Origin of the sequence: Pararhodospirillum photometricum DSM 122 (assembly GCF_000284415.1) — a bacterium.
Lineage (GTDB): Bacteria > Pseudomonadota > Alphaproteobacteria > Rhodospirillales > Rhodospirillaceae > Pararhodospirillum > Pararhodospirillum photometricum.
This window is the reverse complement of the sequence record NC_017059.1, coordinates 2,744,251-2,765,302: the sequence shown is the minus strand read 5'-3', so window position 1 is coordinate 2,765,302 and position 21,052 is coordinate 2,744,251. Positions and strand designations below refer to the sequence as shown.

The 21,052-nt window shown below is 60.9% G+C and carries 18 protein-coding genes, 1 tRNA gene and 2 pseudogenes; 10 read left to right on the top strand and 11 right to left on the bottom strand.

Going from position 1 to position 21,052, the window contains the following annotated elements:
• Positions 1-28 precede the first annotated feature (28 nt).
• On the bottom strand, positions 29-235 hold the full coding sequence (locus RSPPHO_RS12400) for a YgaP family membrane protein (RefSeq protein WP_041795393.1): 207 nt from the start codon (positions 233-235) through the stop codon (positions 29-31).
• Between the two features lie 308 nt (positions 236-543).
• Here RSPPHO_RS12400 and trxA point away from each other — a divergent pair, with 308 nt between their 5' ends.
• The 6 genes from trxA to RSPPHO_RS12370 all read left to right on the top strand — a co-directional run bounded on the left by trxA (position 544) and on the right by RSPPHO_RS12370 (position 6,880).
• The gene (gene trxA, locus RSPPHO_RS12395; protein WP_041795391.1) at positions 544-858 is read left to right on the top strand and encodes a thioredoxin TrxA; all 315 of its coding nucleotides are present in this window, start codon (positions 544-546) and stop codon (positions 856-858) included.
• A 217-nt stretch (positions 859-1,075) separates the two neighbouring features.
• Positions 1,076-2,896 carry a sensor histidine kinase gene (locus RSPPHO_RS12390; RefSeq protein WP_162138095.1) on the top strand — a complete coding sequence of 607 codons (1,821 nt, stop codon included), beginning with the start codon at positions 1,076-1,078 and terminating at the stop codon, positions 2,894-2,896.
• 206 nt (positions 2,897-3,102) lie between these two features.
• Positions 3,103-4,203, top strand: a complete 1,101-nt coding sequence (locus RSPPHO_RS12385) for an AbrB family transcriptional regulator (RefSeq protein ID WP_041795388.1) — start codon at positions 3,103-3,105, stop codon at positions 4,201-4,203.
• A gap of 137 nt (positions 4,204-4,340) precedes the next feature.
• Positions 4,341-5,324 carry an acetyl-CoA carboxylase, carboxyltransferase subunit beta gene (gene accD / locus RSPPHO_RS12380; protein ID WP_081581754.1) on the top strand — a complete coding sequence of 328 codons (984 nt, stop codon included), beginning with the start codon at positions 4,341-4,343 and terminating at the stop codon, positions 5,322-5,324.
• A 79-nt stretch (positions 5,325-5,403) separates the two neighbouring features.
• Positions 5,404-6,699, top strand: a complete 1,296-nt coding sequence (locus RSPPHO_RS12375; protein ID WP_014415576.1) for a bifunctional folylpolyglutamate synthase/dihydrofolate synthase — start codon at positions 5,404-5,406, stop codon at positions 6,697-6,699.
• Between the two features lie 94 nt (positions 6,700-6,793).
• A tRNA-Leu gene (locus tag RSPPHO_RS12370) sits at positions 6,794-6,880 on the top strand.
• A gap of 110 nt (positions 6,881-6,990) precedes the next feature.
• Here the strand turns inward: RSPPHO_RS12370 and pufA (RSPPHO_RS19115) are convergent.
• The 6 genes from pufA (RSPPHO_RS19115) to RSPPHO_RS19090 form a co-directional block, all read right to left on the bottom strand.
• Positions 6,991-7,143 (bottom strand): light-harvesting antenna LH1, alpha subunit, encoded by a 153-nt coding sequence (gene pufA / locus RSPPHO_RS19115; RefSeq protein ID WP_014415575.1) that lies wholly within the window; start codon positions 7,141-7,143, stop codon positions 6,991-6,993.
• A 51-nt stretch (positions 7,144-7,194) separates the two neighbouring features.
• Entirely contained in the window at positions 7,195-7,344 is a 150-nt protein-coding gene (locus RSPPHO_RS19110) for a light-harvesting protein (RefSeq protein ID WP_173391150.1), read from the bottom strand.
• 306 nt (positions 7,345-7,650) lie between these two features.
• Complete coding sequence (gene pufA / locus RSPPHO_RS19105) at positions 7,651-7,803, bottom strand: light-harvesting antenna LH1, alpha subunit (RefSeq protein ID WP_081581752.1); 153 nt, start codon at positions 7,801-7,803, stop codon at positions 7,651-7,653.
• A gap of 83 nt (positions 7,804-7,886) precedes the next feature.
• Positions 7,887-8,036: a light-harvesting protein gene (locus tag RSPPHO_RS19100; protein ID WP_081581751.1), complete on the bottom strand. Its 150-nt coding sequence runs from the start codon at positions 8,034-8,036 to the stop codon at positions 7,887-7,889.
• A gap of 333 nt (positions 8,037-8,369) precedes the next feature.
• Positions 8,370-8,522, bottom strand: a complete 153-nt coding sequence (pufA, locus tag RSPPHO_RS19095; RefSeq protein ID WP_014415572.1) for a light-harvesting antenna LH1, alpha subunit — start codon at positions 8,520-8,522, stop codon at positions 8,370-8,372.
• 86 nt (positions 8,523-8,608) lie between these two features.
• Positions 8,609-8,758: a light-harvesting protein gene (locus RSPPHO_RS19090; protein WP_157879218.1), complete on the bottom strand. Its 150-nt coding sequence runs from the start codon at positions 8,756-8,758 to the stop codon at positions 8,609-8,611.
• Between the two features lie 348 nt (positions 8,759-9,106).
• Here RSPPHO_RS19090 and RSPPHO_RS17970 point away from each other — a divergent pair, with 348 nt between their 5' ends.
• From RSPPHO_RS17970 to RSPPHO_RS22025, 4 genes and pseudogenes are all read left to right on the top strand, one after another.
• The gene (locus RSPPHO_RS17970) at positions 9,107-10,375 is read left to right on the top strand and encodes an NAD-dependent epimerase/dehydratase family protein (protein ID WP_051013864.1); all 1,269 of its coding nucleotides are present in this window, start codon (positions 9,107-9,109) and stop codon (positions 10,373-10,375) included.
• Between the two features lie 910 nt (positions 10,376-11,285).
• A complete protein-coding gene (locus RSPPHO_RS12360; protein WP_014415570.1) occupies positions 11,286-12,311 on the top strand; it encodes a calcium-binding protein in 1,026 nt (341 codons plus the stop codon).
• A 98-nt stretch (positions 12,312-12,409) separates the two neighbouring features.
• Positions 12,410-13,930, top strand: coding sequence for a glycosyltransferase (locus tag RSPPHO_RS19085; RefSeq protein ID WP_081581750.1), 1,521 nt, complete (start codon positions 12,410-12,412; stop codon positions 13,928-13,930).
• Between the two features lie 122 nt (positions 13,931-14,052).
• A pseudogene (locus RSPPHO_RS22025) lies at positions 14,053-14,244 on the top strand (IS5/IS1182 family transposase); the annotation flags it as partial.
• Between the two features lie 113 nt (positions 14,245-14,357).
• Here the strand turns inward: RSPPHO_RS22025 and tnpC are convergent.
• The 4 genes and pseudogenes from tnpC to RSPPHO_RS12340 all read right to left on the bottom strand — a co-directional run.
• A pseudogene (gene tnpC / locus RSPPHO_RS12345) lies at positions 14,358-15,450 on the bottom strand (IS66 family transposase); the annotation flags it as partial.
• Positions 15,451-15,574: 124 nt separating this feature from the next.
• Entirely contained in the window at positions 15,575-16,573 is a 999-nt protein-coding gene (locus RSPPHO_RS20080) for a methyltransferase domain-containing protein (RefSeq protein WP_157879217.1), read from the bottom strand.
• Between the two features lie 501 nt (positions 16,574-17,074).
• A complete protein-coding gene (locus RSPPHO_RS19075) occupies positions 17,075-18,139 on the bottom strand; it encodes a DegT/DnrJ/EryC1/StrS family aminotransferase (RefSeq protein WP_277905331.1) in 1,065 nt (354 codons plus the stop codon).
• Positions 18,140-18,686: 547 nt separating this feature from the next.
• Positions 18,687-20,777 carry a methyl-accepting chemotaxis protein gene (locus RSPPHO_RS12340; RefSeq protein ID WP_041797352.1) on the bottom strand — a complete coding sequence of 697 codons (2,091 nt, stop codon included), beginning with the start codon at positions 20,775-20,777 and terminating at the stop codon, positions 18,687-18,689.
• Positions 20,778-21,052 lie beyond the last annotated feature (275 nt).

Sequence of the window (21,052 nt, the reverse complement as noted above, 5' to 3'; positions counted from 1 at the left end):
TGGGGAGGCGCCGGCCTCCCCAGCCTTCTTACGAAAACGCCGCGCCCGGCCGCACACCCAAACGCTTCAAGATCATGGCCAACGGGCAAAACCGGGTGAACGCCGCTTGCAGCATGTTGAGCCCGACAAAGCCGGTGATCCACAAGGCCCAGGTCATCCCGGCGAACAGGGCAAGCGCGACGCTCACGAGCACCACGGTCCCGGCGAAGGCCAACACAATCCGATCAATCGACATTGGTTCTCTCCCCTTGGCGTCCGGGCGCGCCCGGAACATTTGATAAAACTAAATTAGCACTGTCAAATATTGCGTCAAGAGATCCGGCCAGGGGCCTTGAAGGCTGGGGAGGCAGGCCTCCCCAGACCCCACAGTTATGCAGGCCCTTCGCGCGCGGCATACCCCAGGAATCGAGGGGTCTGGGGAGGCCTGCCTCCCCAGCCTTCCCGCTGCCCCGTTGGCGCTGCCTTGACGGGCCGCAAAAAGGGTCCCTAAATTCAAAGCAGCGCGCGCGCCGCGGCCAGCGGCGCCAGGAGAAGGATAAAACCATGAAACAGGTTTCCGACGCCTCCTTTGAGGAGGATGTCCTGAAGGCCGAGGGCCCGGTCCTGGTCGATTTCTGGGCCGAGTGGTGCGGTCCTTGCCGCCAGATCGCCCCGGCCCTGGAGGAGCTGGCCACCCAGCGCGGCGAGGTACTGACCGTGGCCAAGGTCAATATCGATGACAACCCACAAACCCCCTCCAAATATGGCGTGCGCGGGATTCCCACCTTGATGATTTTCAAAGGGGGTCAGGTGGCCGCCACCAAGATCGGCGCCCTGCCCAAGCAAAAGCTGTTCGAGTGGGTGGATTCGGTTCTCTAGCATGGCCTGAAAGCCGGGAGGCTCCTTAGCAAGGAGAGAAGGCTGGGGAGGGTGGCTTCCCCAGATCCCTCTCCCCCCTTTCAAAAGAAACAGGGGTTCGCCCAACGCCGGTCATGTCGTTCTCGAACGGATCCCTTTGGTGGCATCCCTTGGGACGGGTGTGCTATTCTCAGGATAGACGCCCAGGGAACGGCATGACGGCACCGCGAGGATGGGCATGGCACACGACACATCCAGCGCCCTCCCCAAGACGGGGCGGTTTTCCCGCTTTCGGTCGGCGCAGGAAAAGCGGCCTGCTCGAACGCTGGCGTCGGGACGGACGTTAAGCATCCTCTCGGGGGTGGTCCTTGTTGCCTTCAACGTGGCGCTGGCCGTCACGCTCTATAACGACCGTCAGCAAATGTTGACCTCGGCCGAGGCGACCGTGGTTAGCTTGCGCCAAGCGGTGCGCGAGCAGGTCGAGGCCACCGTCTCGCGGGTCAATATTGTTCTGGCCAATACCGACGAAGTCCTGGCCCTGCGCCCCGATGGCCGCGTGCGAGGCGCCCCGGAGGTTCGGGCTTTTCTCGAGCGCGAAACCGCTTTGCTGCCCATGGTCCGCGCCCTGATAGTCACCGACCGGGACGGCATGCTCCTCCACGACAGCCAAGTCAGTACCCCAGCGGTTCTCGATCTCTCGGACCGGGACTACTTCCGCGCCCATGTGGGCGAGGGTCCGGCCACGTTATTCATTGGCCGGCCGGTGCTCGGGCGCACGAGTGGCACGTGGTTTATCAGCATCAGCCGGCGGCTCTCGGATGTCGGCGGCCGGTTTGCCGGGGTGGTCACGGCCGTGGTTGATCCGGCGGCCCTTGATGAGATCTATACCGGCTTCAAGCTCGAAAACGAGGGGGCCATTTCCGTGATGCGCGCGGATGGCATGCTGTTGTTGCGTACACCGGAATATGAGCGCTTTATTGGCACCGATCAAAGCGGCTCGCGCCTGTTCAAGGCCATCCTCGCCGGGGCGACTGAGGGCAGCGACGCGTCGGCGGATGGCATTGATGGCCGGCGTCGCCTCATGGCGTGGTCCAAGGTGGGGATGTGGCCGGTGATCGTGTCGGTGTCGGTCTCGCGCGACGCGGTCCTGCGCGAGTGGTGGAACAGCGTGCCCCTCTACATCGGGGTGATGGGGGCAGTCTCGGCCCTGATCCTCGTGCTGGTGGCCCGGGTGCGCCGTCAGTTGCAAACGCTCAACCACGTGGTTGCCGATCTCTCGGCCCGCAAAAGCGAACTCCTGGCGGCGACCCAGGCCTCGGATCTCGCCAACCGGGCCAAGACCCAGTTCCTGGCCAACATGAGCCACGAGTTGCGCACCCCTCTCAACGCTATCATCGGCTTTTCCGACATGCTGATCGGCGGGGTCCACGGTCCCCTTGTGGCCCGACAAAAAGAATACGCCCGCGACATTCACCTATCGGCCATGCACCTCCTCGACCTGATCAACGATATCCTGGATGTGGCCAAAATTGAATCCGGGACCTACGATTTGCACGAGCAGCCCGTCAATATCGCTGAGGTCATCGCGGCATGCGAGCGCATGCTGCGCGGCCGGGCTCGCGAAAAAAATCTTCAGGTCGATACCCTTTTTCTTGATGAACAGTCCTGGGTACGGGCCGATGAGCGGGCTATCCGCCAGATTATTCTTAACCTGCTCTCGAATGCCGTCAAGTTCACCCAGGAAGGCGGACAGATTACCGTCACCGTCGGCCAGGAAGCCAATGGTGGCTTGGTGCTGATGGTCGCGGACACGGGCATCGGCATCCCGCCCGAACACCTGGATCTCGTCTTGAGACCGTTCCACCAAGTCGATGCCGCTGACACCCGCCGCCACGAGGGAACGGGCCTCGGCCTGCCCTTGGCCAAAGCTCTCGTCGAAAAGCATGGCGGCACGTTGCGCCTGGACAGCAAGGTGGGACAGGGCACGCGCGTGATGATCTCGCTGCCGACCGAGCGGGTCTTGAGCCTCCCCCCGCCCCTGGGACTGTCCCAGGGCTGAGGCCCGCCGAGCGGGTCGATCCGCTTCTTCCGACCAAACGCGCCCTTGACTTGGCCCCGAGGGGGTCTTCCTCTGTCATACGTCAGTTTTGTGACGTCGCTGCGGGGCTACCGCGCGCTGCACGCACCGTGACGTTTCAAACCGAGAGATCTGGGCACGGCCTGGGGTGGCAGCCCCGCGTCCCCCAAGACAAGGAACCGCTCACTATGACCGTGCCGCCGCGTTTTGCCCTGGAGCATTGGCCCCGGGCCGGCCAGGGGCTCGCTCTTGTGGGCCTATCGGCGGGCCTGATGATCGGCATGGACAGCTTGGCCCTGCCCGGCTCCTTGTTGTTAGGGGCGATGCTGGCGGCGGTCGCCGTGGCCGCTGGGGGGGCCTCGCTGCGGGTGGGCCGTGTGCCCTTCCTGATCGCACAGGGCGTGGTGGCCTCGGTGCTGGCGGAGCGGTTGCCCGGAGCCGTGCTGGTCGAGATGGGGCGGGTGTGGCCGCTGATCGTGGCCGGGGTGGTCGGGGTGCTCGCCACCTCCACCTTGATGGGCTGGGTCTTGGCCCGCGCCCGAGTCTTACCGGGCACTACGGCCTTGTGGGGCTCGACGCCCGGCGCCGCCTCGGCCATGGTTTTGATGGCCGAGGCACATGGGGCCGACGCCCGCTTGGTGGCGTTCATGCAGTTTCTTCGGGTTTTGATGGTCGCGCTGGCCGCCTCGCTGGTGGCGGGCCTGTGGGCGCCCGGCGCAATGGAAACGGCGGGGCCGGGATCGCTGTTCGCCCGCTTGGGGATGCCCCTGCGGCCGGTGGATGTGCTGGCCCCGCTGACCTTGGCCGTGGTGGGCGTTGCCGCCGGACGCTGGACCCCCCTTCCGGGCGCCCCCTTCCTGGTCCCGCTCGCTCTGGGTCTGCTCGCCGAAGAAGCCTGGGGCCTAAGTTTTGTTGTGCCGGGCTGGCTGGCCGGGGCGGCTTATGTGCTGATCGGCTGGACCATTGGCCTGCGCTTTACCCGGGCCTTGCTTCGCCACGTGGTGCAGGTGTTTCCCCGGGTAGCCCTGTCCATTCTGGCCTTGATGCTGGTATGCGGCGGCTTGGCCGCCTTGCTGGTGTTTGGGGCCGACATTGACCCCCTGACCGCGTATCTGGCCACCAGTCCCGGCGGAATCGACGCCATGGCCGTGATTGCCGCCACCAGTCACGCCGACCTGCCCTTTGTCGTGGCCATGCAGACGGGCCGGTTTCTGGTCGTCTTGCTGGTGGGACCGCTGCTCTCGCGCTTGATGGCCCGCCACGCCCTGCCGCTGACGCCCGTGGCCTGAAATCTGCGGGCCAGGACCGCTTTTTGCCTCGGGGTCCGGCTTGACAGCCCCCCCTTTTTGTTGGGAGCGTGACCGGGTTTCGGTCTAGAGTGCGCCATCGCCGATCCATTGCCGATCACTGGGAAGAAACGCAATCCATGAACTGGCTGACAACCTTCGTCCGCCCCAAGATCCGCAGTCTTGTCGGATCCAAGGAGATTCCGGAAAACCTTTGGCGCAAGTGCCCAGCCTGCGACCACATGATTTTCCACAAGGAGCTGGAGAAGTCCTTAAGGGTCTGCTCTCATTGCGGGTATCACATGCGCCTGCCTGTGCGCAAGCGCCTGGAACTGCTGTTTGACGGCGGCACCTGGACCCCGATCGAACTGCCGCCGATTCCCCCGGATCCGCTGAAGTTCAAGGACCTGAAGCGCTACAGCGACCGCATGAAGGAAGCCCAAGCCAAGACGGGCGAAAAAGAGGCCATCATCGTGGCCCACGGCTGGCTGATGGGCATGCCCGTGGTGATCGCGGCCTTCGACTTCGACTTCATGGGCGGCTCGATGGGCATGGCCGTGGGCGAAGGCTTGGTAGCGGCGGCCGAACTGGCCGTGTTGCAACGCGCCCCCCTGATCGCCATTCCCGCCTCGGGCGGCGCGCGCATGCAAGAAGGCATCTTGTCGCTGATGCAGATGGCGCGGACCACCGTTGCTGTCCAGCGGGTCAAGGAAGCCGGCCTGCCCTATCTGGTGTTGCTGACCGACCCGACCACAGGCGGCGTCACGGCGTCGTTTGCCATGCTGGGCGACATCGCCTTGGCCGAGCCCGGCGCGGTCATTGGCTTTGCCGGCGCCCGCGTGATTGAAAACACCATTCGCGAAACCCTGCCGCCCGGATTCCAGCGCTCCGAGTACCTGCGCGACCACGGCATGGTGGACCTCGTGGTGGCGCGCACCGACCTCAAGGCAACCATTGGCCGAATCTTCTCCATCCTGCTGCACCGCGACCCGCCGGCCGAGGTCGTGCCGCTGGTGATCCCCCCCGGACAGCGCCCCGCCGGTGCCGCGCGCCGAACGCGGCGAGCGTCCCCCCGCCGACCCCGAGGAGGCCGCCCGGCGCGATGGCCGCCCCGAAACCGATGACGACGAGGAAGCCGAGGCCGCCCGCGCCGACGACTGACCCCAGGGGCCCGGGACCGCAGAGGAACGAGAGGGAGGAACTATGGGACCCGATGCCACCTTGGACCGTCTGACGGCCCTGCACCCGAAAGTCATTGACCTGTCCTTGGAACGGATCCACCGCCTGCTGGCTGCCCTGGGAGACCCCCAGGCGCGGCTGGCCCCGGTGATCCATGTCGCAGGCACCAACGGCAAGGGGTCGGTGGTCGCCCACCTGCGGGCCGCCTTGGAAGCGGCGGGCCACCGAGTCCATGTTTACACCAGCCCGCACTTGGTCCGCTTCAACGAGCGCATCCGCTTGGGCGGACAGCTCATCTCCGACGATGCCCTGATCGCCCTCCTCGAAGAGGTCGAAGCGGCCAACGCCGGCCAGCCCATCACCTTTTTTGAAGTGACAACCGCCGCCGCCCTGCTCGCCTTCAGCCGGGAGCCGGCGGATGTGGTGTTGCTTGAAACCGGGTTGGGCGGGCGGCTCGACGCCACCAACGTTCTGACCCCCGCTGTCACGGTCCTGACCCCCATCGGCCTTGACCATCAGGCTTTCCTGGGCGCCACCCTGGCCGCCGTGGCCCGGGAAAAAGCCGGCATCCTCAAACCCGGGGTGCCCGCCGTCTCGGCCACCCAGCCGGCCGCCGCCGCCGACGTGGTCCGCACGCAAGCAGCGGCGGTGGGCGCGCCCCTCCAAGAAGAGGGCGTGGCCTGGACCTGGGAGGAGACCCCCGGCGGCTGGACCTACCAAGACCAGCCCTACCCGCGCTCGCGCCTGCCCGGACGGCACCAACTGGCCAACGCCGCCTTGGCCTGGGCAGCCATTGATGCCTTGGCCGAGCGGACGGGGCTCATCGTGCCCGCCAACGCCCGCGCCGACGCCTTGGCCCGGGTGGACTGGCCCGCTCGCCTCCAACGCTTGAGCGAGGGCGCCCTGGCGAGCATTTTGCCCGGCGGCTTGTCTTTGTGGCTGGACGGCGGGCACAACCCCCATGCCGCCGCGGCCCTGGCCCCGGTGTTGTCGGCGTGGTCGGGGGAAGCCCCGGTGGATCTCGTGTGCGGCATGCTGCAAACCAAGGACAATGCCGGCTTCCTGGCCTTGTTGGCGCCGTATGTGCGAACCTTGGTCGCGGTGGGGGTGTCGGGGTCCCAGACCCAGGCGGGGCTGCCGGCCCATGCGTTGGCCGTGTGTGCGCGCGAGGCCGGAGTGCGCGAGGTTCGCAAGGCGGCGTCGGTGCGCGCAGCCTTGGAAGACTTGGCCCGCGACGATGGACCGGCACGGATTTTGATTTGTGGATCTTTGTATCTGGCCGGCACTGTGTTGACAGAAAATGGGACAGTGCCCGAATAAAAGGTCACAACAGGCTGGGGAGGCACGACCTTCCCAGACCCTTCGCTCACTCTTGCCTTCCCCTGTCATTGCGGGTAGGCTCGCACTCTTCCGTCCGGGCGTGGCGGAATTGGTAGACGCAAGGGACTTAAAATCCCTCGGAGGTCTCTCCATGCCGGTTCGAGCCCGGCCGCCCGGACCACCCCCTCTTGGCCCTGATCCCGACAACGCAAAACCGCCCGGAGCGGGGGGCGCCGGGCGGTTTCGAGGGATCCAGCCTCTGGGGGGCTGGAGCCGAGAGAGCCGAGAGCCTTAGAGGCCCTTCTCGATAAAGCTCTTGAACAGGTACTTGGACAGCGGACCGCCCAGCACGAACAGGTGGATGATGGTCACGAGGGTGACCAGAATCCCGGCGGTGGCGAACAAGGCCTGAGCGGGATTAACAAACAGCCAAACTCTCCACATGGTCTTTCCTCCAGAAAGGCGGGTCGCGACGGGCTTGGGAGCGGATCAGGCTCAGAACCAAGGCAGATAGTGATAGGTGAAGACGTGCGCGAAGGCGGACAGGATCACCCACACCGCCAAGCCCTTGGTGTACCAGCAATGGAACTCCTGGGCCTCGGCTTCGGTCAGTCCCGACGGATAAACCTTCGTGGTGTCGGCCATGGTCTTCCCTCCAAGAAATCGCGTGTATAAGCCCATACTGGCGCCGCTTCCCTGGCAGAGCAGGCGCCGGACCCGGTTTACTGCCCCGGGGAGGAGGACACTCGCGGCTGCCTCTGCCCTCCATGCCGACACCTTAATCGCCGTGATTTCGCCTGTCAACGGCCATAGTATGGCCATATTGTCTTTTTGGGTTTCAGTCGTCCCGCAGCCCCTCAGCCCAAACAAAAACCGCCCGGGGCGGACGCCACCGGACGGTTTTGTTGGGGCCAGCCTCCCGCAAGCGCGAGGCGGATCCGAGCGTGAGCCTTAGAGGCCCTTCTCGATGAAGCCCTTCAGCAGGTGCTGGGACAGCGGGCCGCCCAGGACGAACAGGTGAATGATGGTGACGACGGTCACCAGGATAGCGGCAGAGGCGAACAGGGCCTTAGCGGGGTTAACCAGCAGCCAAACTCTCCACATGGTCTTTCTCTCCAAAAAGGTTTAGAGCCGTTGAAACTGGATCCGAGAACGCTGACCGGCGCGACGCCGGGAAGCGGACCAGATTAGAACCAGGGCAGGTAGGTGTAGGTGAAGATGTGCGCGAAGGCGGACAGAACCACCCACAGCGCCAAACCCTTCGAGTACCAGCCATGGAACTCCTGGGCTTCGGCCTCGGTCAGACCCGACGGATAAACCTTCGTGTTGTCGGCCATGCTAATCCCTCCAAATGGACGTTCATCTTTGCCCTCAATGGCGCCAACCTTTCCTGGAGCATCGGCGCCAACCCTGGTCCCTCTCGCAAGTCCTGCACAAGACATTGGGTGGGTTCCCAGGGGGTCAGTTGATGTCTTGTTCGCCATCAACTGTCCATGGGCAGGACCTTATCCGGCCTGGATTTGCCTGTCAACCGCCACAATGCAGCCACAATGCTTTTTTTTAAGATGAGCCTAAAATAAAAAACCGCCCGGGGCAAAGCCACGGGCGGTTTTGGAAGGGTCCAGCGCCCGGCCTCACGAAAAGGCGGGGCCGCCGGATCCGAGAGAGCCTTAGAGGCCCTTCTCGATGATGCCCTTCAGCAGGTACTGGGACAGCGGGCCGCCCAGGACGAACAGGTGAATGATGGTGACGAGGGTCACCAGGATGGCGGCAGACGCGAACAGGGCCTGAGCCGGGTTAACCAGCAGCCAAACTCTCCACATGGCTTTCTCTCCAGAAAGGTTTATGAACCGTCACAAGGTCTAAACTCCGAGCCGCCTGGCCAAGCCAGGAGACCCGTAATGGAGTCTTAGAACCAGGGCAGGTAGTTGTAGGTGAAGACGTGAGCGAAGGCGGACAGAACCACCCACACGGCCAGGCCCTTCGTGTACCAGCCATGGAATTCCTGGGCTTCCGCCTCGGTCAGACCCGACGGATAAACCTTCGTGTTGTCGGCCATAACAGTCCCTCCAAAAGTGCACATAGCCCTATCACGACACCCTGACTCTCAGCGGAGCGAGTGTCCTCGACCTGGGGGTCCGACAACGGGGCCGAATTCCCGTCCAGGGCCACCTCAAAACAGGTGAATTTGTGCTCTGCGGCGGCARGGGGAAAATACCAGGACGCGCCGCCGTGTCAAGCCACAATCCCACAAAACGACCATGAACTCGCCATACTCCCAGGCGGCGGCGGGGCGCCAAGGGGGGTCTGGTCAAGGGACGCGGGCCATGGTTATCTGGCGCCAACCGCCCGGGGATGCACCCACCGGAAGAACGCGACAGCACGAGACGCGAGAGGGGAACAGACCATGTCAACGATTTTAGTCATCGGCGCCGGAGGGTTTCTGGGCAGCCGCGTGGCCCGTTTTCTGGCCGAGCGCCCGGACACCACCGTCAAGGCCGGCACCCCGGCCGGCGGGCGCCCGGCCCCCGAGGGGCTGATCAAGGCGGTGGCCGACGTGCGCGATGTGCGAACCCTGGTCGCGGCCATGGAGGGCGTGGACGCCGTGGTCAATTGCGCCACGGGCGATCGTTGGGTGACGGTCAACGGGACCCAGGCCATCCTGAGCGCCGCGCGCCAGGCCGGGGTGCCCCGGGTCGTGCATCTGAGTTCGGTGGTGGTCTATGGTCAGGCCAGCGGCCTGATCACCGAGGAGCAGCCCCTCGCCCCCATGGCCGATGACCCCGAGGCGGCGCTCAAGGCCGAAGCCGAGGGCTTGTGCCTGACGGCCATGACCGAGGGCCAGTCGGTCATCGTGCTGCGCCTGCCCATCTTGTTTGGCGCCGAGTGCGTGCAGTGGGCGGGGCTGACAGCGCGCCGACTGGCCTCGCGCCGGTGGGGCACCCTGGGCGACGCCGGCGACGGCGTGTGCAACGCGGTTGATCCGCGCGACGTGTGCGCCGCCGTGGCCGCCGCCCTCGACGCTCCGGCCGGCACCCAAGGGGCGTTCAACATCCGCGGTCCCGAGCCCCTGACCTGGAACAGCTTCTTCGAGCGCTACAACGAGGCCCTCGGCCTGCCGCCGCTGCTGGCCCAGAATCTCAACGGGTTTGGCCTGCGCTTCTTGGTGGGCAGCTTGGTGCGCGAGACCGTGAGTCATCTGCCCCAGGGCTCCCAGGCATTGGGCGGCCTGATGGCCGAAACTCCAACCTTCCGCGAGCTGGACTTTTTCCGCTTGCGCGCCGACTACGCCATCGACAAGGCCCACAGTGTTCTAGGCTGGACGCCCGCCATCCCCTTTGAAGACAGCTTAAGCCAAGCCGCCGCCTGGGTTCGGGCCGGGGGGCTGGCCGAGATGCTGACCAAGGCCCGCACCCAAGGCGAGCGCGCCGCCGCCAGCGCCCCGGCCCCCGACGAGATCGGCCTGCCCTTGCCGCCGCTGCCGGACTTCCTGTCTTCGTCACGCCTGCCCGCCTTCCTGACCCCGGACGGCCTGCGTCGCCTCGCCATTGTCAACAGAAATACAAGCCTCATCAGGGCTCAAGGGATCTTGCAAGATGACGATAGGAGTGGGACCTTCTTCTACAGCAATCAAAACGACATACTGGCCGTTGTTGAAACGCAAAACTGCGGGTAGAGCCTTTCCGAGTCGGAAGAGCTGCTGCCACGTCAGTTTGGTAACACGAGCTTCCAGATTGTTTTTTAGCAATGGCTGCGAGGCCTGCTAGTCCTGGCTCTTCGGTAATCGCGTTGTCTCGGATCATTTGCTCCACGGAAAGATGCAATCCGTGGTGCTTGGCGACGGTGGCCAACGCGTGAACGCTGGTCAGTCCAGGCCGAACGGTATCCGGCCGGTCATTCGCGGTTGGGCTGGTCATGGGTTTTTCGCCGTTTGCGGATCGAATCTCACGTTTCACAGTCTATGGCACGAAGAAGAGATGATACAAGGGGGATGAGCTGGATAGAGACAGGGAAACTGTCCTTTTCCTATCCCCCCGGGGGAGGAGCGAGACCCTATTGCCTGATAGGGGGCTGTCAAAGAACATTTTGTTTTTGATCGGGATCTGTTTTTGCCGCCCCCTTACCCTCACCCCTAATTTTCTGCGGAGAGAAAGGCGGTTTGATTTTCGACGGAGACAATCTTCCTCAACACTCGTTAACCGGAAAAGATGGGATATGTTTAAACCCTTGGTCGGAAAGTGATGCCGTTTTGCTTCAATCTCGATGACAAGAGAGGGTCGTATCACCTTTTGTCTTGAACGCTGGGGCCGTCAACGCCACCTTCGCCCTGAATGACGACGAAGGGGAGTGCATGCGTCCTTGTCATATCCTACCACGCCGGAAGCGTCACTCTATGGTAGGATGCCGACTTCACACGCAACATTCATCTTTCATCCCATTCTCGCTTTCCAAAGCAGCTCTTTGGTTCGAAAGCCGACTGGTGCAGCTCTTGCAAAATCAACCCACTCGTGCTATCGACGACCGAAACGCTGTCTTGAGTTTTTTGGTTTCGAGAATCCTAAAACAATCCTAGGGGGTGTTGACATATGGCTAATACCATTACTGGCGCCGTAACGTCCGTCACGAGCGTTTCCTCGACGTACGCTCAGGCCGTCTTGAAGAACTCGTCGCTCGTGGATGCCAGCAAGCTGACCGGGATCTCTCAGGAGGTTACGGCTGGTGGTGTCTTCTCGGCTGGCCCGGCGAACAGCGCCACGATTGTTACTAGCACTGCCGGCGCGACCACGGTGACTGGTTCCTCGGCTGCCAACGTCCTGATCGTTGGTAACGACGATGCTAAAACCGTTCTTCAGGCCGGTACCGGTGCAGGTCAGACCATCATTGGTGGTAGCGGAGGTCAGCTGCTGGGGACTTCTACGACCAGCACCGGTTCCACCACAGCCGCGATCTTTGGTGGCACGGGCAATGACACCGTTATCGCTGCGGCTGGTACCAACACCGTTGCCGCTGGCGCTGGCTCCAACGTTGTCGGTCTGACCGGCGGCACCAACGCTGTTCTGGTTGGTGGTAACGACACCATTGTCGCGGCCGGCGGCACCAACATCATTGCTCTGGGCTCCGGTGCTTCTTCCGTGATCGCCACCGGCGGTACGGGCGTGGTCGCCGCTGGTTCGGGCGATGCCATGGTCGGCGTGACCACCGGCGGCAACACCGTGTTCGGTGGCTCGGGCAACGCCACCTTCGTCAGCGGTGGCACCAGCGGCGTGTTCTTTGTCGGCAACAGCGCCACTACCGGCACCGCGTTCCTGGCTGGCGGCGCTGGCAACGACGTCCTGGTTGCTGGCAAGTCCACCACCGCCATGTACGGCGGTGCGGGCAACGACCTGTTCGTGTTCAGCTCCGTCTATGGTGGCGGCAAGGCCGTCATCGCTGACTTCAAGGCTGGCACCGACTACCTCGCCTTCACGGGGTACACGGGGCAGACCGCCGCTTCGATCGCTTCGAAGATCACCACCTCCTCCGCTGGCTCGGTTATCAGCCTGTCGGACGGCACCACCATCTTGGTGTCCGGTGTGACCGGACTGACCGCCAACAACATCCTGGTTGGTTAATTTCGGGATCCTTCCGGATCTCTTCAAGGGGACTCGCCGAGGTATCGGCGAGTCCTTTCTTTTAGGTGGAGAGTTCAGGAGGGCCCTGGCTTTTTCCCATGATGACGCCTCCCCCCTCTTTTTCAGCCTGTGTCGATCATTCCCTGGCTGCTGGCCGCTTCGCCGAAGCCCGACAGCAGGCCTTAGCCCTCCTTGCCGACGAAGAGCGGCATCTGGATGGAATTCTTGCCCGTACTCGCTGTGCATTGGCCGAGGATGATGTCGCAGAGGCCTTGCGATGGGCCGAGCGAGCATTTCGTTACAATCCTAAAGATATTGGAACCTGCACTTTTTATGCGGCTGTTGCCCTGCGCGCCGGTCAATGTGCACTGGCAGTTTCTCTTCTGAGTGAAAAAACATATACATCTCCAACTCCTGGCATTGTTTTGGGATGGTCTTTAAGGCGTCTTGGAGAGACGAAGCGCCTTCTTCTCCTGCTCTCTGATCTACTCGGCCGCTTCCCACCATCTCTCGCCCCTGCTCTGGAAGAGCTGGCGAATCAAACTGTCATTGATGACGTGGTTCCTGGTTGGGCTGCACCAGATGTAGGGGGGCGTATTGTTGGCGTTTTGGGACCTAGCGTCTCGCCCGATGCCTGGGTTCGAGTATTTTGTGATACAGCAGAGCTTATGGCAGCCCCAGTTTCTCATTTGCCCCGAGAACCAATATTTTCGTCTAAGTTAGACTGTTTTTCTTTAACGTTTGCAGACCATTCTTCAGAAAAGGCTCTTTTACTTACTCTTGAGGATGCACCTCTCCTCGGAATGCCAGCCCCTCTGATCGTCCATCCTGTTGTCGAGGGCGGGGTAACAAGCGAGGGAGAGGAGGTGAGGGGGTGGGCCTGGATGCCGGCAGATCCGTCTCGCCCTGTCGCAATCCGAATCGTCGATGAACGCGGCCATGCCGTGACGCTAGAGACCAACCAGACCGTCCCAGAAGCCGCCCGCCTTGGCATTGAAGACGGCCCCCATGGGTTTCTGTGCGATCCTCTGGCGGCAGGGTTGATGCCAGGTCGCTTCTGGATTTTGGCGGGAGATGGGCAAACGCCCTTGGTAGGATCTCCGATTTGCATCCCTGCTCGACGAACCCCCATCCCTGTTGCCCCTCCTCCGCCGCGAAAAAACCGATCCATGGCGCCGACGGCCACGGTCGATATTTTGGTGCCGGTTTATGGGGCCCGCCAGGAAACGTTGGCCTGTCTTTCTTCTCTCTTCGAGAGTCTCTCCTCTGAAGGCACACCTCCCCATGAAATCATTGCCATTGATGATGCTGGGCCTGACCCCCGTTTGTGTGAGGAGTTAGCTCGCTTGGGGGCGGCTGGGCGCTTGACGTTTCTAAGTAACGAGCACACCCTTGGCTTTCCTAAAACCGTCAACCGAGGGCTCGCCTTACACCCCGACCGGGATGTCGTTTTGCTCAATGCGGATACCTTAGTGGCCGGGGATTGGCTGCGGCGCTTGCAGCGGGCTGCATATGCCCACCCTGAGACTGTTTCGGTAAACCCCTTTATCAAAACGACGGAACCCTCGTTTCTTATCCTCTGCCTTTGGACGAGACCCCAGTTCCGGTTCCCTCTTTAGAGCAAAGTCTGGGCAGATACCGCCTATCGCTCGCGCAAGAACGAGGAGTTCATGGCGAAACGGGCCTGCGCTCGAAGGTCCATTTTCGCCGGGCACCGGGCAAACCACTGTCACAGGCCCACGCTAAGGCCAACGCCGCCCGCTCCAAGGTGCGCTCGGCCGTCGAGCATGTCTTCGCGTGCCAGAAAGGGCCGATGGCCCTCTTCGTCCGCACCATCGGCATCGCCAGGGCCAAAACCAAGATCGGCATGGCCAATCTCGTCTACAACATGCGCCGCCTAGTCTGGTGGGACGGGAGAACTGCGCCCGCATGACGGCCGAAAGGCCGAAGAGGGGGCCGTAACGGCCCAAATACCACGGAATTCAGACCGAAATAGCCCCCAGTCTCAGCTCGGGCGCCCCGTTTTCCTATCCAAACCGTCCAAAAACTCGGTTCTTCGAGGTGTCCGCTCAGCAGCACGTCCAGGCGATGCTCGGCTCTGCCGGCGTAGGTCGCCAAGGTGGTGTCCTTGAGCCTTGGCTTTCGTTTGCCGATGCGGATGGTCCAGCGTAAAAGATCCCGGATCCGGGGGGCGAAGACCGTATCCCCGCAATCGATGGCGTATTGAACATCCCGCAAAACATGGGCGAGGCAGACTTGGTGAACCTGGCCCAGGTCCTGCTGCCCAGCGTAGCGATCCGAGATCCAGACCTCCGGCCGGTGCAAGCCCAGAACCGATGTCACGACGGCGCGCGCCCGACTGGGCTTGATGTCGTGCAGAACGGCCGTATCGGTCACGAACACCCACTGCCAGTGGGTTTTGCCTTCGACCCGCGCCGTGGTTTCGTCCGAGGCGATGACAGCCGCCTGCAAGATTCTCGTCTTGATGGCAGCGCAGGCCGCCGTCAGGCTGGTTTCGAGACGGCGGAAGGCGTTGGCGATCGCCCCTTCCGAGATTTTCAGCCCAAACAGCTCCTTCAGCATCCGGGCGAGGCGCTCGAAGCTGACGTGGTGACTGTGGTGCAAATACGTCAGCAAGGCCTGGATCCCTGGCCCAAAGGGGGTCCCAACTGGATGATCGGCCGGCGCCTGTGCCCGAAACCGTCGGCGACAAGCCGGGCACCGTCCCCCAAACAGCTCAACGCGTGTCACCACCGGCCGGATCGAGGGGAGGTCGATGTGGTCATAGCGGTGACGGCAGACCTGATGCCTCTCGCCTACGGCCTTTGCGCAATGCGGGCACACCTCAACTATACGGCGCTCCGTTTTATCACGGGGTTTCCGTGAGCGGTCGGGCGACACCGGGGCGGGAGGACCGGGTTTTGCCTGACTTTTTCGGGGGCTTTTTGTCACCCCCCTTACGCCCCGGACTGTCCTTCGAGGGAGGAAGGTGGGAGTTCGACGAGGTCTTCCTAGGCTTGCCGACCAGTGCCTCCAACTCCTCCACCCGCGCCGCCAAGCGCTCAATCAACGCCGCCTGATCGGTAATCAGGGCGTCCTTCTCGGCATCACTCAGGCGATAACGTGGTGTCTCTTCCATCCCTGGAGTGACTCACATTTCCACCCCGACCGCAACAGTCTCCGACCAGCCCCGTGAGCAGTTACGGCTCCGATGCCAGTTTCCGGAGGTGTCCATTTGGTATCCCGTCATGAATCAAGCAGGGTCAGTTTGTTTCGTGGCGGGGATAAAGTTGAGCCCGTTCCTCGATTGCTTTGCCTGAGAGAGGCCAAACAACCACATCATCATCAATTTCGAAAATCTTCCGAGCATAGACATAGGACGTTCCATAACCCGGGCTGAGTGGCATACTAGTCCATGATCCAACCCTGCGGTTTGGAATGATCGTGAAGGGGTCACACATTCCTGCATCAATAATTTCAAATCCCAACGAAGGACCGAAAAGAGTTTTTAATCCTTCATCAGACATGCGCCAAAAATCATTGGGTGTTTCGTGGACCGGCCATGTCTGGGGAACAACGTGCAAGACACGTCCATCGGGACGCAAAGCCCGGTTCATTTCTGCCGCTGCCAGCCAGGGTGCCTGTAGGTGCTCGAGAACGGCAACGGAAAAAATACCATCGACAGAAGCACGAGGAACAAACTGGGTGAGCGTATGGGCATCTCCGACCACATCCACACCTAGAGCCGGGTGAATATCAAAGCCTATAAAGGTGCACTCCGGCCCGAGTTGGGCAGCTGTACTTTGAGTCATATCACCAACGACACGCGCACCAATTTCGAGGACGGTTCCTTTCCGGGCTCGCATGCTGTCAAGGAAGGCTCCCAGAGGAGGTTCCTGATTTTGAGAAGGACCAGCCTTCAAATGATCCGGAACGGCAAGAGCGATGAGTGCGGAGCCTTTGTCCGTTACTACTTCGATCTGAACCGGAAAAAATGGAGGAAAATTTAGATAAATAGAGAAACCTGTTTTGACGACACAGGGATGCTCTGGGTAGTGATTAAGCAAGTCCGGTCGTTCTGAAAATTCTTCGAAATATACTTTCTCTCCACCACAGCTAAAAATTAGGCGGCGCACCGGTTTTTCAAAGGCGTGAGCCCATCCCTGTATATATATTCCATGAATATCGCACCAAATATTATCAATTAAATAAGCTATTGTAACAGAAGAGGTAGAAGAAGAGAGTGACGCAGCGTTGCTCAAGGTAACACCTCGACGCAGGAGAGCGCCGAGGGATTTTCGTAAATTTAATGGGAGAGGCAGCACAGCGGTTCTCCTGGTTTGGGCTGATGGCCCCGGACTTTCTCACCGTTTTAGTAAAGTGTGACAGAAAAACTCGTTCCCGAAAGGTTGGTGACCTTCCGGGAACCAGGAAGCCTGAAAAATAAAGCGTACCCAGGGGGGACAGGAAAGCCGTCACGGAAAAGAAGAGATTTCCTCTCCAGGCTCTGCGCCGGATCCATGCCAAGAGGGAGGATATCAAGTCAGCTTGCCAGACGACAATATGGAACTCTACGAGGCTCGATCTTAGTAACTGCTCACGGGGGGGATGCCGCCGATCTTGGGGGATCGTCACCCGCTTCATACCACCCGACCCGGAAAATCAGTGATCGCCGCGCCGATCACAACCCGATCGAGCGGCCAGCGACATGCGGTGCCGTTCAAGGCCGGTTTCCGGAGGTGTCCAGGTGTAAGGATCCTGATTTATCGGTTCAAACTGTCAGACCGGATACAAAACTCTCCAACAGCGTCGATAACTTTATCAATTTCCTCTTGAGTGATATCACCAAAAAACGGCAATCCTAGAGTATGGACGCCAAGCCGTCTCGTCTGGGGCAACGGCCTAACGTTAAAAGAAGAAAACGCAGGATGCTGGTGACACCCACTACGCCACCACCGCCTCGTCTCGATCTGCCTTTGTGACAAATGATTGGAGAGTTGGTATCCGTCAGCGGATGTTTCAATGATCATGTAATTAGAAACATAATCTTGGTTCACACCAAAAACACTTATACCATCAATTGGTTCTAGTTTTTCATGGTAGTATTTTCTAAGATGTGCAATTTTTGCGCGTGTTTCTGGCCATGTATTTAGTGATGCCAAGCCAATGGCACAATTATACTCATTAAGTTTTGCATTCGTTCCGGGAACCTGGGCTACCGATGTCGTAGAGAACCCGAAATTGGACATCTGCCGAATACGCTCAATGATATCGGGATCAGTACACAGAACGATTGCTCCCTCACCTGCCCCGAGAGGCTTGGTAGCGTGTAGGCTAATAACTATAGGAATGGTTCCGATCCGGAATTCCCCCCGACCGACAGCATCAAAACTAGCAGCGGCATCACAAACGACAGGAACACCGCTGCGTTCTGCAAAACGCTCCCAACGATCCATATCGACTATTCCGCCGAATGGAGAAACGACGACAACACCCGCTGTGTTATGGATGTCGTCGTTTTCCACTTGATCGACATTAAGTGTCCATGTCGTCGCATCGACGTCGGCGAACACCGGCGACATTCCGGCCAGGACGATGGCATGAGGCGTCGCAGCAAAAGTCCAGGACGGACATACACACCGATTTCCGGCACGCTTCAATCCAACGGCCTGGAGGGCAAGGGCAATTCCTACGGTAGCATTAGAAAGAAATATTACTTGATCAGCGCCAAGGTTAAAATGTCTTGCAATGCGTAATCTAAACTCATTATGGAGAGGTCCAAAATTTGAATACCAACGTGCCTCATCTATTCTCTCAATATACGGAATTATATCTTTGGCGACAGGAAGCTTTGGGACGAAAAACCGGAATCATATCTCCACCTTTCCTTAGTACCATTGTTGATTTTGATGTTTTAAGTTCAAAAAATTTATACAAATCAGAGTTAATCAAAAACCTAGAAAAACACCAGCGAGTGCCTTTGATGAAGATGCAATTTTCATCAACTCTAGGAATTATTTTTCAAATCCATCATAAGCTGCTCTTCAAGCCGCAACAAATCATCGCTTCTTTTTGATTTTTCGCTGGAGCCCCTGCATAAACACCCCAGCCCTCAAGGGATTTAGAAACCAAAGACAATGCCCCAACAGAAGATCCGTCTTCTATAGAAACACCAGGCAATATAACGCTTCCAGACCCAATAATAACATGTTTCCTAAAAAACATGGGCAACCTTCACATTCAAATAATTAGTGTGGAACAGTAGGATTGTTAGTGATTTCCTGAATAGTCATCTGAACTAGAATAAATTTTAACATCTTGTGATAGTCCAGAAAAATCTGATAAGGTTACACCCGGGGTGGGGGGGGCGCTTCCTTACGCTTGGCGGATGCGGTGGATGAAGGCATCGACCTCGCGACGCAAGGCGTCGGCCTGGGCGGTGAGGGCTGACGAGGCGTTCAGCACGTGGTCGGCGGTTTGGCCGACTTCCTGGGCCAGAGAACTGACCCCGGCGACGCCCTGGCTGACCTCGTCCACGCCCTGGGCGGTTTGCTGGGCGTTGTGAGAGATCTCCTGGGTGGCGGCGGCTTGTTGTTCGACCGAGGCGCCGATGGCGGCGGAGATTTCGTTGACCCGCCCGATGGTTTTTTGGATGCGGGCCATGGCATCGGTGGCGCCGCCGGTCACTTGCTGCATGGCGGCAATTTGAGCCGAAATATCCTCGGTGGCGCGGGCGGTTTGGGTGGCCAAGTGCTTGACCTCGCCCGCGACCACGGCGAAGCCCTTGCCGGCTTCCCCGGCGCGGGCGGCCTCAATGGTGGCGTTGAGAGCCAGCAGGTTGGTTTGGCTGGCGATATCGGTAATCAACTGGACAATGCCCCCGATATGGTCGGCGGCCTGGGCCAAACCTTCCACGGTGGTGCCGGTATCGCGGGCTTCTTCCACGGCCTTTTGCGCCACGCTCCGGCTTTCCGAAACCCGGCGGCTGATATCAGCGATCGAGGCCGACAGTTCCTCGCCGGCGCTGGCCACGGTGGCAACGTTGGCCGAGGCCTGATGGGTGGCCGCCGCCACTGCCGTTGATTGACGGCTGGCGTCCTGGGCGGTGCTCGACAGCACGGTAGCGCTGTTTTGCAGGTCGGTTGCGGCTTGGGAAACTCCCTCGACCACGGCGCGAATGGCGGTTTCAAACGACGCGGCGAGATCGATCATCTCGCGGCGTCGATCGTCAACCGCCTTGGCCTTGGCCTGTTCCTGCTCGGCGCGCAGGCGGGTGACTTCGGCCAACTTTTCCTTAAAGAAGGCGATGGCACGGGCCATCATGCCCAGTTCGTCGGCCCGCTCGGTCAGGGGCACGGCGGTGTCGGTATGGCCCGCGGACAGGCTTTCCACCACCCGGGTGAGGGCTTGCACCGGTTTTACCGCCTGACGCCAGACCAGCAGCGTGATGCCCCCCATCATGGCCAGGGTGATGGCGACGGCCGAGGCGATCAATCCATGGGTGAGGTGGGCAACGGGCTCTTCCATCCGGGCCAGGGGGAGATCAACCATCACCGACCACGTATTGGCGGCCTCGGGCAGCGAGACGGGCACGAACACCCGGTGAAGCTTGGCGCCGGTGGTGGGGGAGAGGGCCTGGGTTGTCACGCGCTCCCGAGTACCGCCCGCCAGTGCCTGGGCCGCGCCGGGATCCGAGTCGGCAACCTTGGTGCCCAGTTTGCCGGTGTCGGTGGTGGCGACCCACAAACCGCCCTCCGAGATCAGGGAAACGCGACTGTCGGTGAAGGGGCGACTCTGGTCGATCACGGCGGTCAGCCCATCCAGCATCATATCCACACCGGCCACCCCGATGGTGCGACCGTCCTGAATCACGGGAACGGCTAGGCTGGTGATCAGTTCTTGCTTCCCGGCCACCTCGTAATAATAGGGCTCGAGAAGTTGGCCACGCTGACTGGTGCGGGCCAGTAGGTAATAATCACCCGGCCCCGGGGTTTCGTAGTCCAGCAAAGGGGTAAGGTCGATGCCGGTCTTGTCGCGAAAGACATAGGGGACGAAGCGGCCGGTGCCGTCGTGCCCCTTGGTGTTAACATAGGCCGCATCCTGGCCATCGAAGGCATTGGGCTCAAAGGCGATCCAGGTTGCCACCAAAGTAGGGTTATCGTGCAACAAGGCAGTCAGCGCGCCCACAAAGCCGGCCCGGTCGGTGCTGTGGGTCGCCCGTTGGGCCTGGGCCAGCGCGGCAATGGCCCGAGGCACGGCAAACGCCTGCCCCAATACCCCCGCCGCCTGGGCCGAGGCCTCCTGAGCCACCGAGGCGGCGCCCTGGCGGCTTAAGTCGCGGATGGTCTCGCCCCCTCGCGAAACGGCAAACCACGTGGACACCGCGAAGCCAACCGCCAAGACCAGCGCAAGGGGGGTGACGATTTTGACCACCAGGGCCCGACTCATCATCGTTCCAGGAGACATCGAAGAGACCTTCACTATTCTGACTTCCTCTCCCGGCGATCGTGGGTCGCCTCAAGGACGACAACCAATCAAGGAAGGCGTTGGCCTTATAGAGGAGTCGAAACAAACACAAGGGATACTTTCTTCTTTTCAGAGGGTAGGCCCTGCTTCATGGAAAAAGAATATCGTTATTTGCACGCCCGTGCCACGAGAAACGAGCAGAGGCACTCGGATCAACGGGGGTTCTGGCTGGCGACGGCAAAGACAGGACAGGCTGGAGAGGCGCGGCCTCCCCG

What these genes read in the sequence shown, in the direction of transcription:
- RSPPHO_RS12400 (WP_041795393.1), bottom strand. Translation starts at nt 235, where the DNA reads ATGTCGATTGATCGGATTGTGTTGGCCTTCGCCGGGACCGTGGTGCTC.
- trxA (WP_041795391.1), top strand. Translation starts at nt 544, where the DNA reads ATGAAACAGGTTTCCGACGCCTCCTTTGAGGAGGATGTCCTGAAGGCC.
- RSPPHO_RS12390 (WP_162138095.1), top strand. Translation starts at nt 1,076, where the DNA reads ATGGCACACGACACATCCAGCGCCCTCCCCAAGACGGGGCGGTTTTCC.
- RSPPHO_RS12385 (WP_041795388.1), top strand. Translation starts at nt 3,103, where the DNA reads ATGACCGTGCCGCCGCGTTTTGCCCTGGAGCATTGGCCCCGGGCCGGC.
- accD (WP_081581754.1), top strand. Translation starts at nt 4,341, where the DNA reads ATGAACTGGCTGACAACCTTCGTCCGCCCCAAGATCCGCAGTCTTGTC.
- RSPPHO_RS12375 (WP_014415576.1), top strand. Translation starts at nt 5,404, where the DNA reads ATGGGACCCGATGCCACCTTGGACCGTCTGACGGCCCTGCACCCGAAA.
- pufA (WP_014415575.1), bottom strand. Translation starts at nt 7,143, where the DNA reads ATGTGGAGAGTTTGGCTGTTTGTTAATCCCGCTCAGGCCTTGTTCGCC.
- RSPPHO_RS19110 (WP_173391150.1), bottom strand. Translation starts at nt 7,344, where the DNA reads ATGGCCGACACCACGAAGGTTTATCCGTCGGGACTGACCGAAGCCGAG.
- pufA (WP_081581752.1), bottom strand. Translation starts at nt 7,803, where the DNA reads ATGTGGAGAGTTTGGCTGCTGGTTAACCCCGCTAAGGCCCTGTTCGCC.
- RSPPHO_RS19100 (WP_081581751.1), bottom strand. Translation starts at nt 8,036, where the DNA reads ATGGCCGACAACACGAAGGTTTATCCGTCGGGTCTGACCGAGGCCGAA.
- pufA (WP_014415572.1), bottom strand. Translation starts at nt 8,522, where the DNA reads ATGTGGAGAGTTTGGCTGCTGGTTAACCCGGCTCAGGCCCTGTTCGCG.
- RSPPHO_RS19090 (WP_157879218.1), bottom strand. Translation starts at nt 8,758, where the DNA reads ATGGCCGACAACACGAAGGTTTATCCGTCGGGTCTGACCGAGGCGGAA.
- RSPPHO_RS17970 (WP_051013864.1), top strand. Translation starts at nt 9,107, where the DNA reads ATGTCAACGATTTTAGTCATCGGCGCCGGAGGGTTTCTGGGCAGCCGC.
- RSPPHO_RS12360 (WP_014415570.1), top strand. Translation starts at nt 11,286, where the DNA reads ATGGCTAATACCATTACTGGCGCCGTAACGTCCGTCACGAGCGTTTCC.
- RSPPHO_RS19085 (WP_081581750.1), top strand. Translation starts at nt 12,410, where the DNA reads ATGATGACGCCTCCCCCCTCTTTTTCAGCCTGTGTCGATCATTCCCTG.
- RSPPHO_RS12340 (WP_041797352.1), bottom strand. Translation starts at nt 20,777, where the DNA reads ATGTCTCCTGGAACGATGATGAGTCGGGCCCTGGTGGTCAAAATCGTC.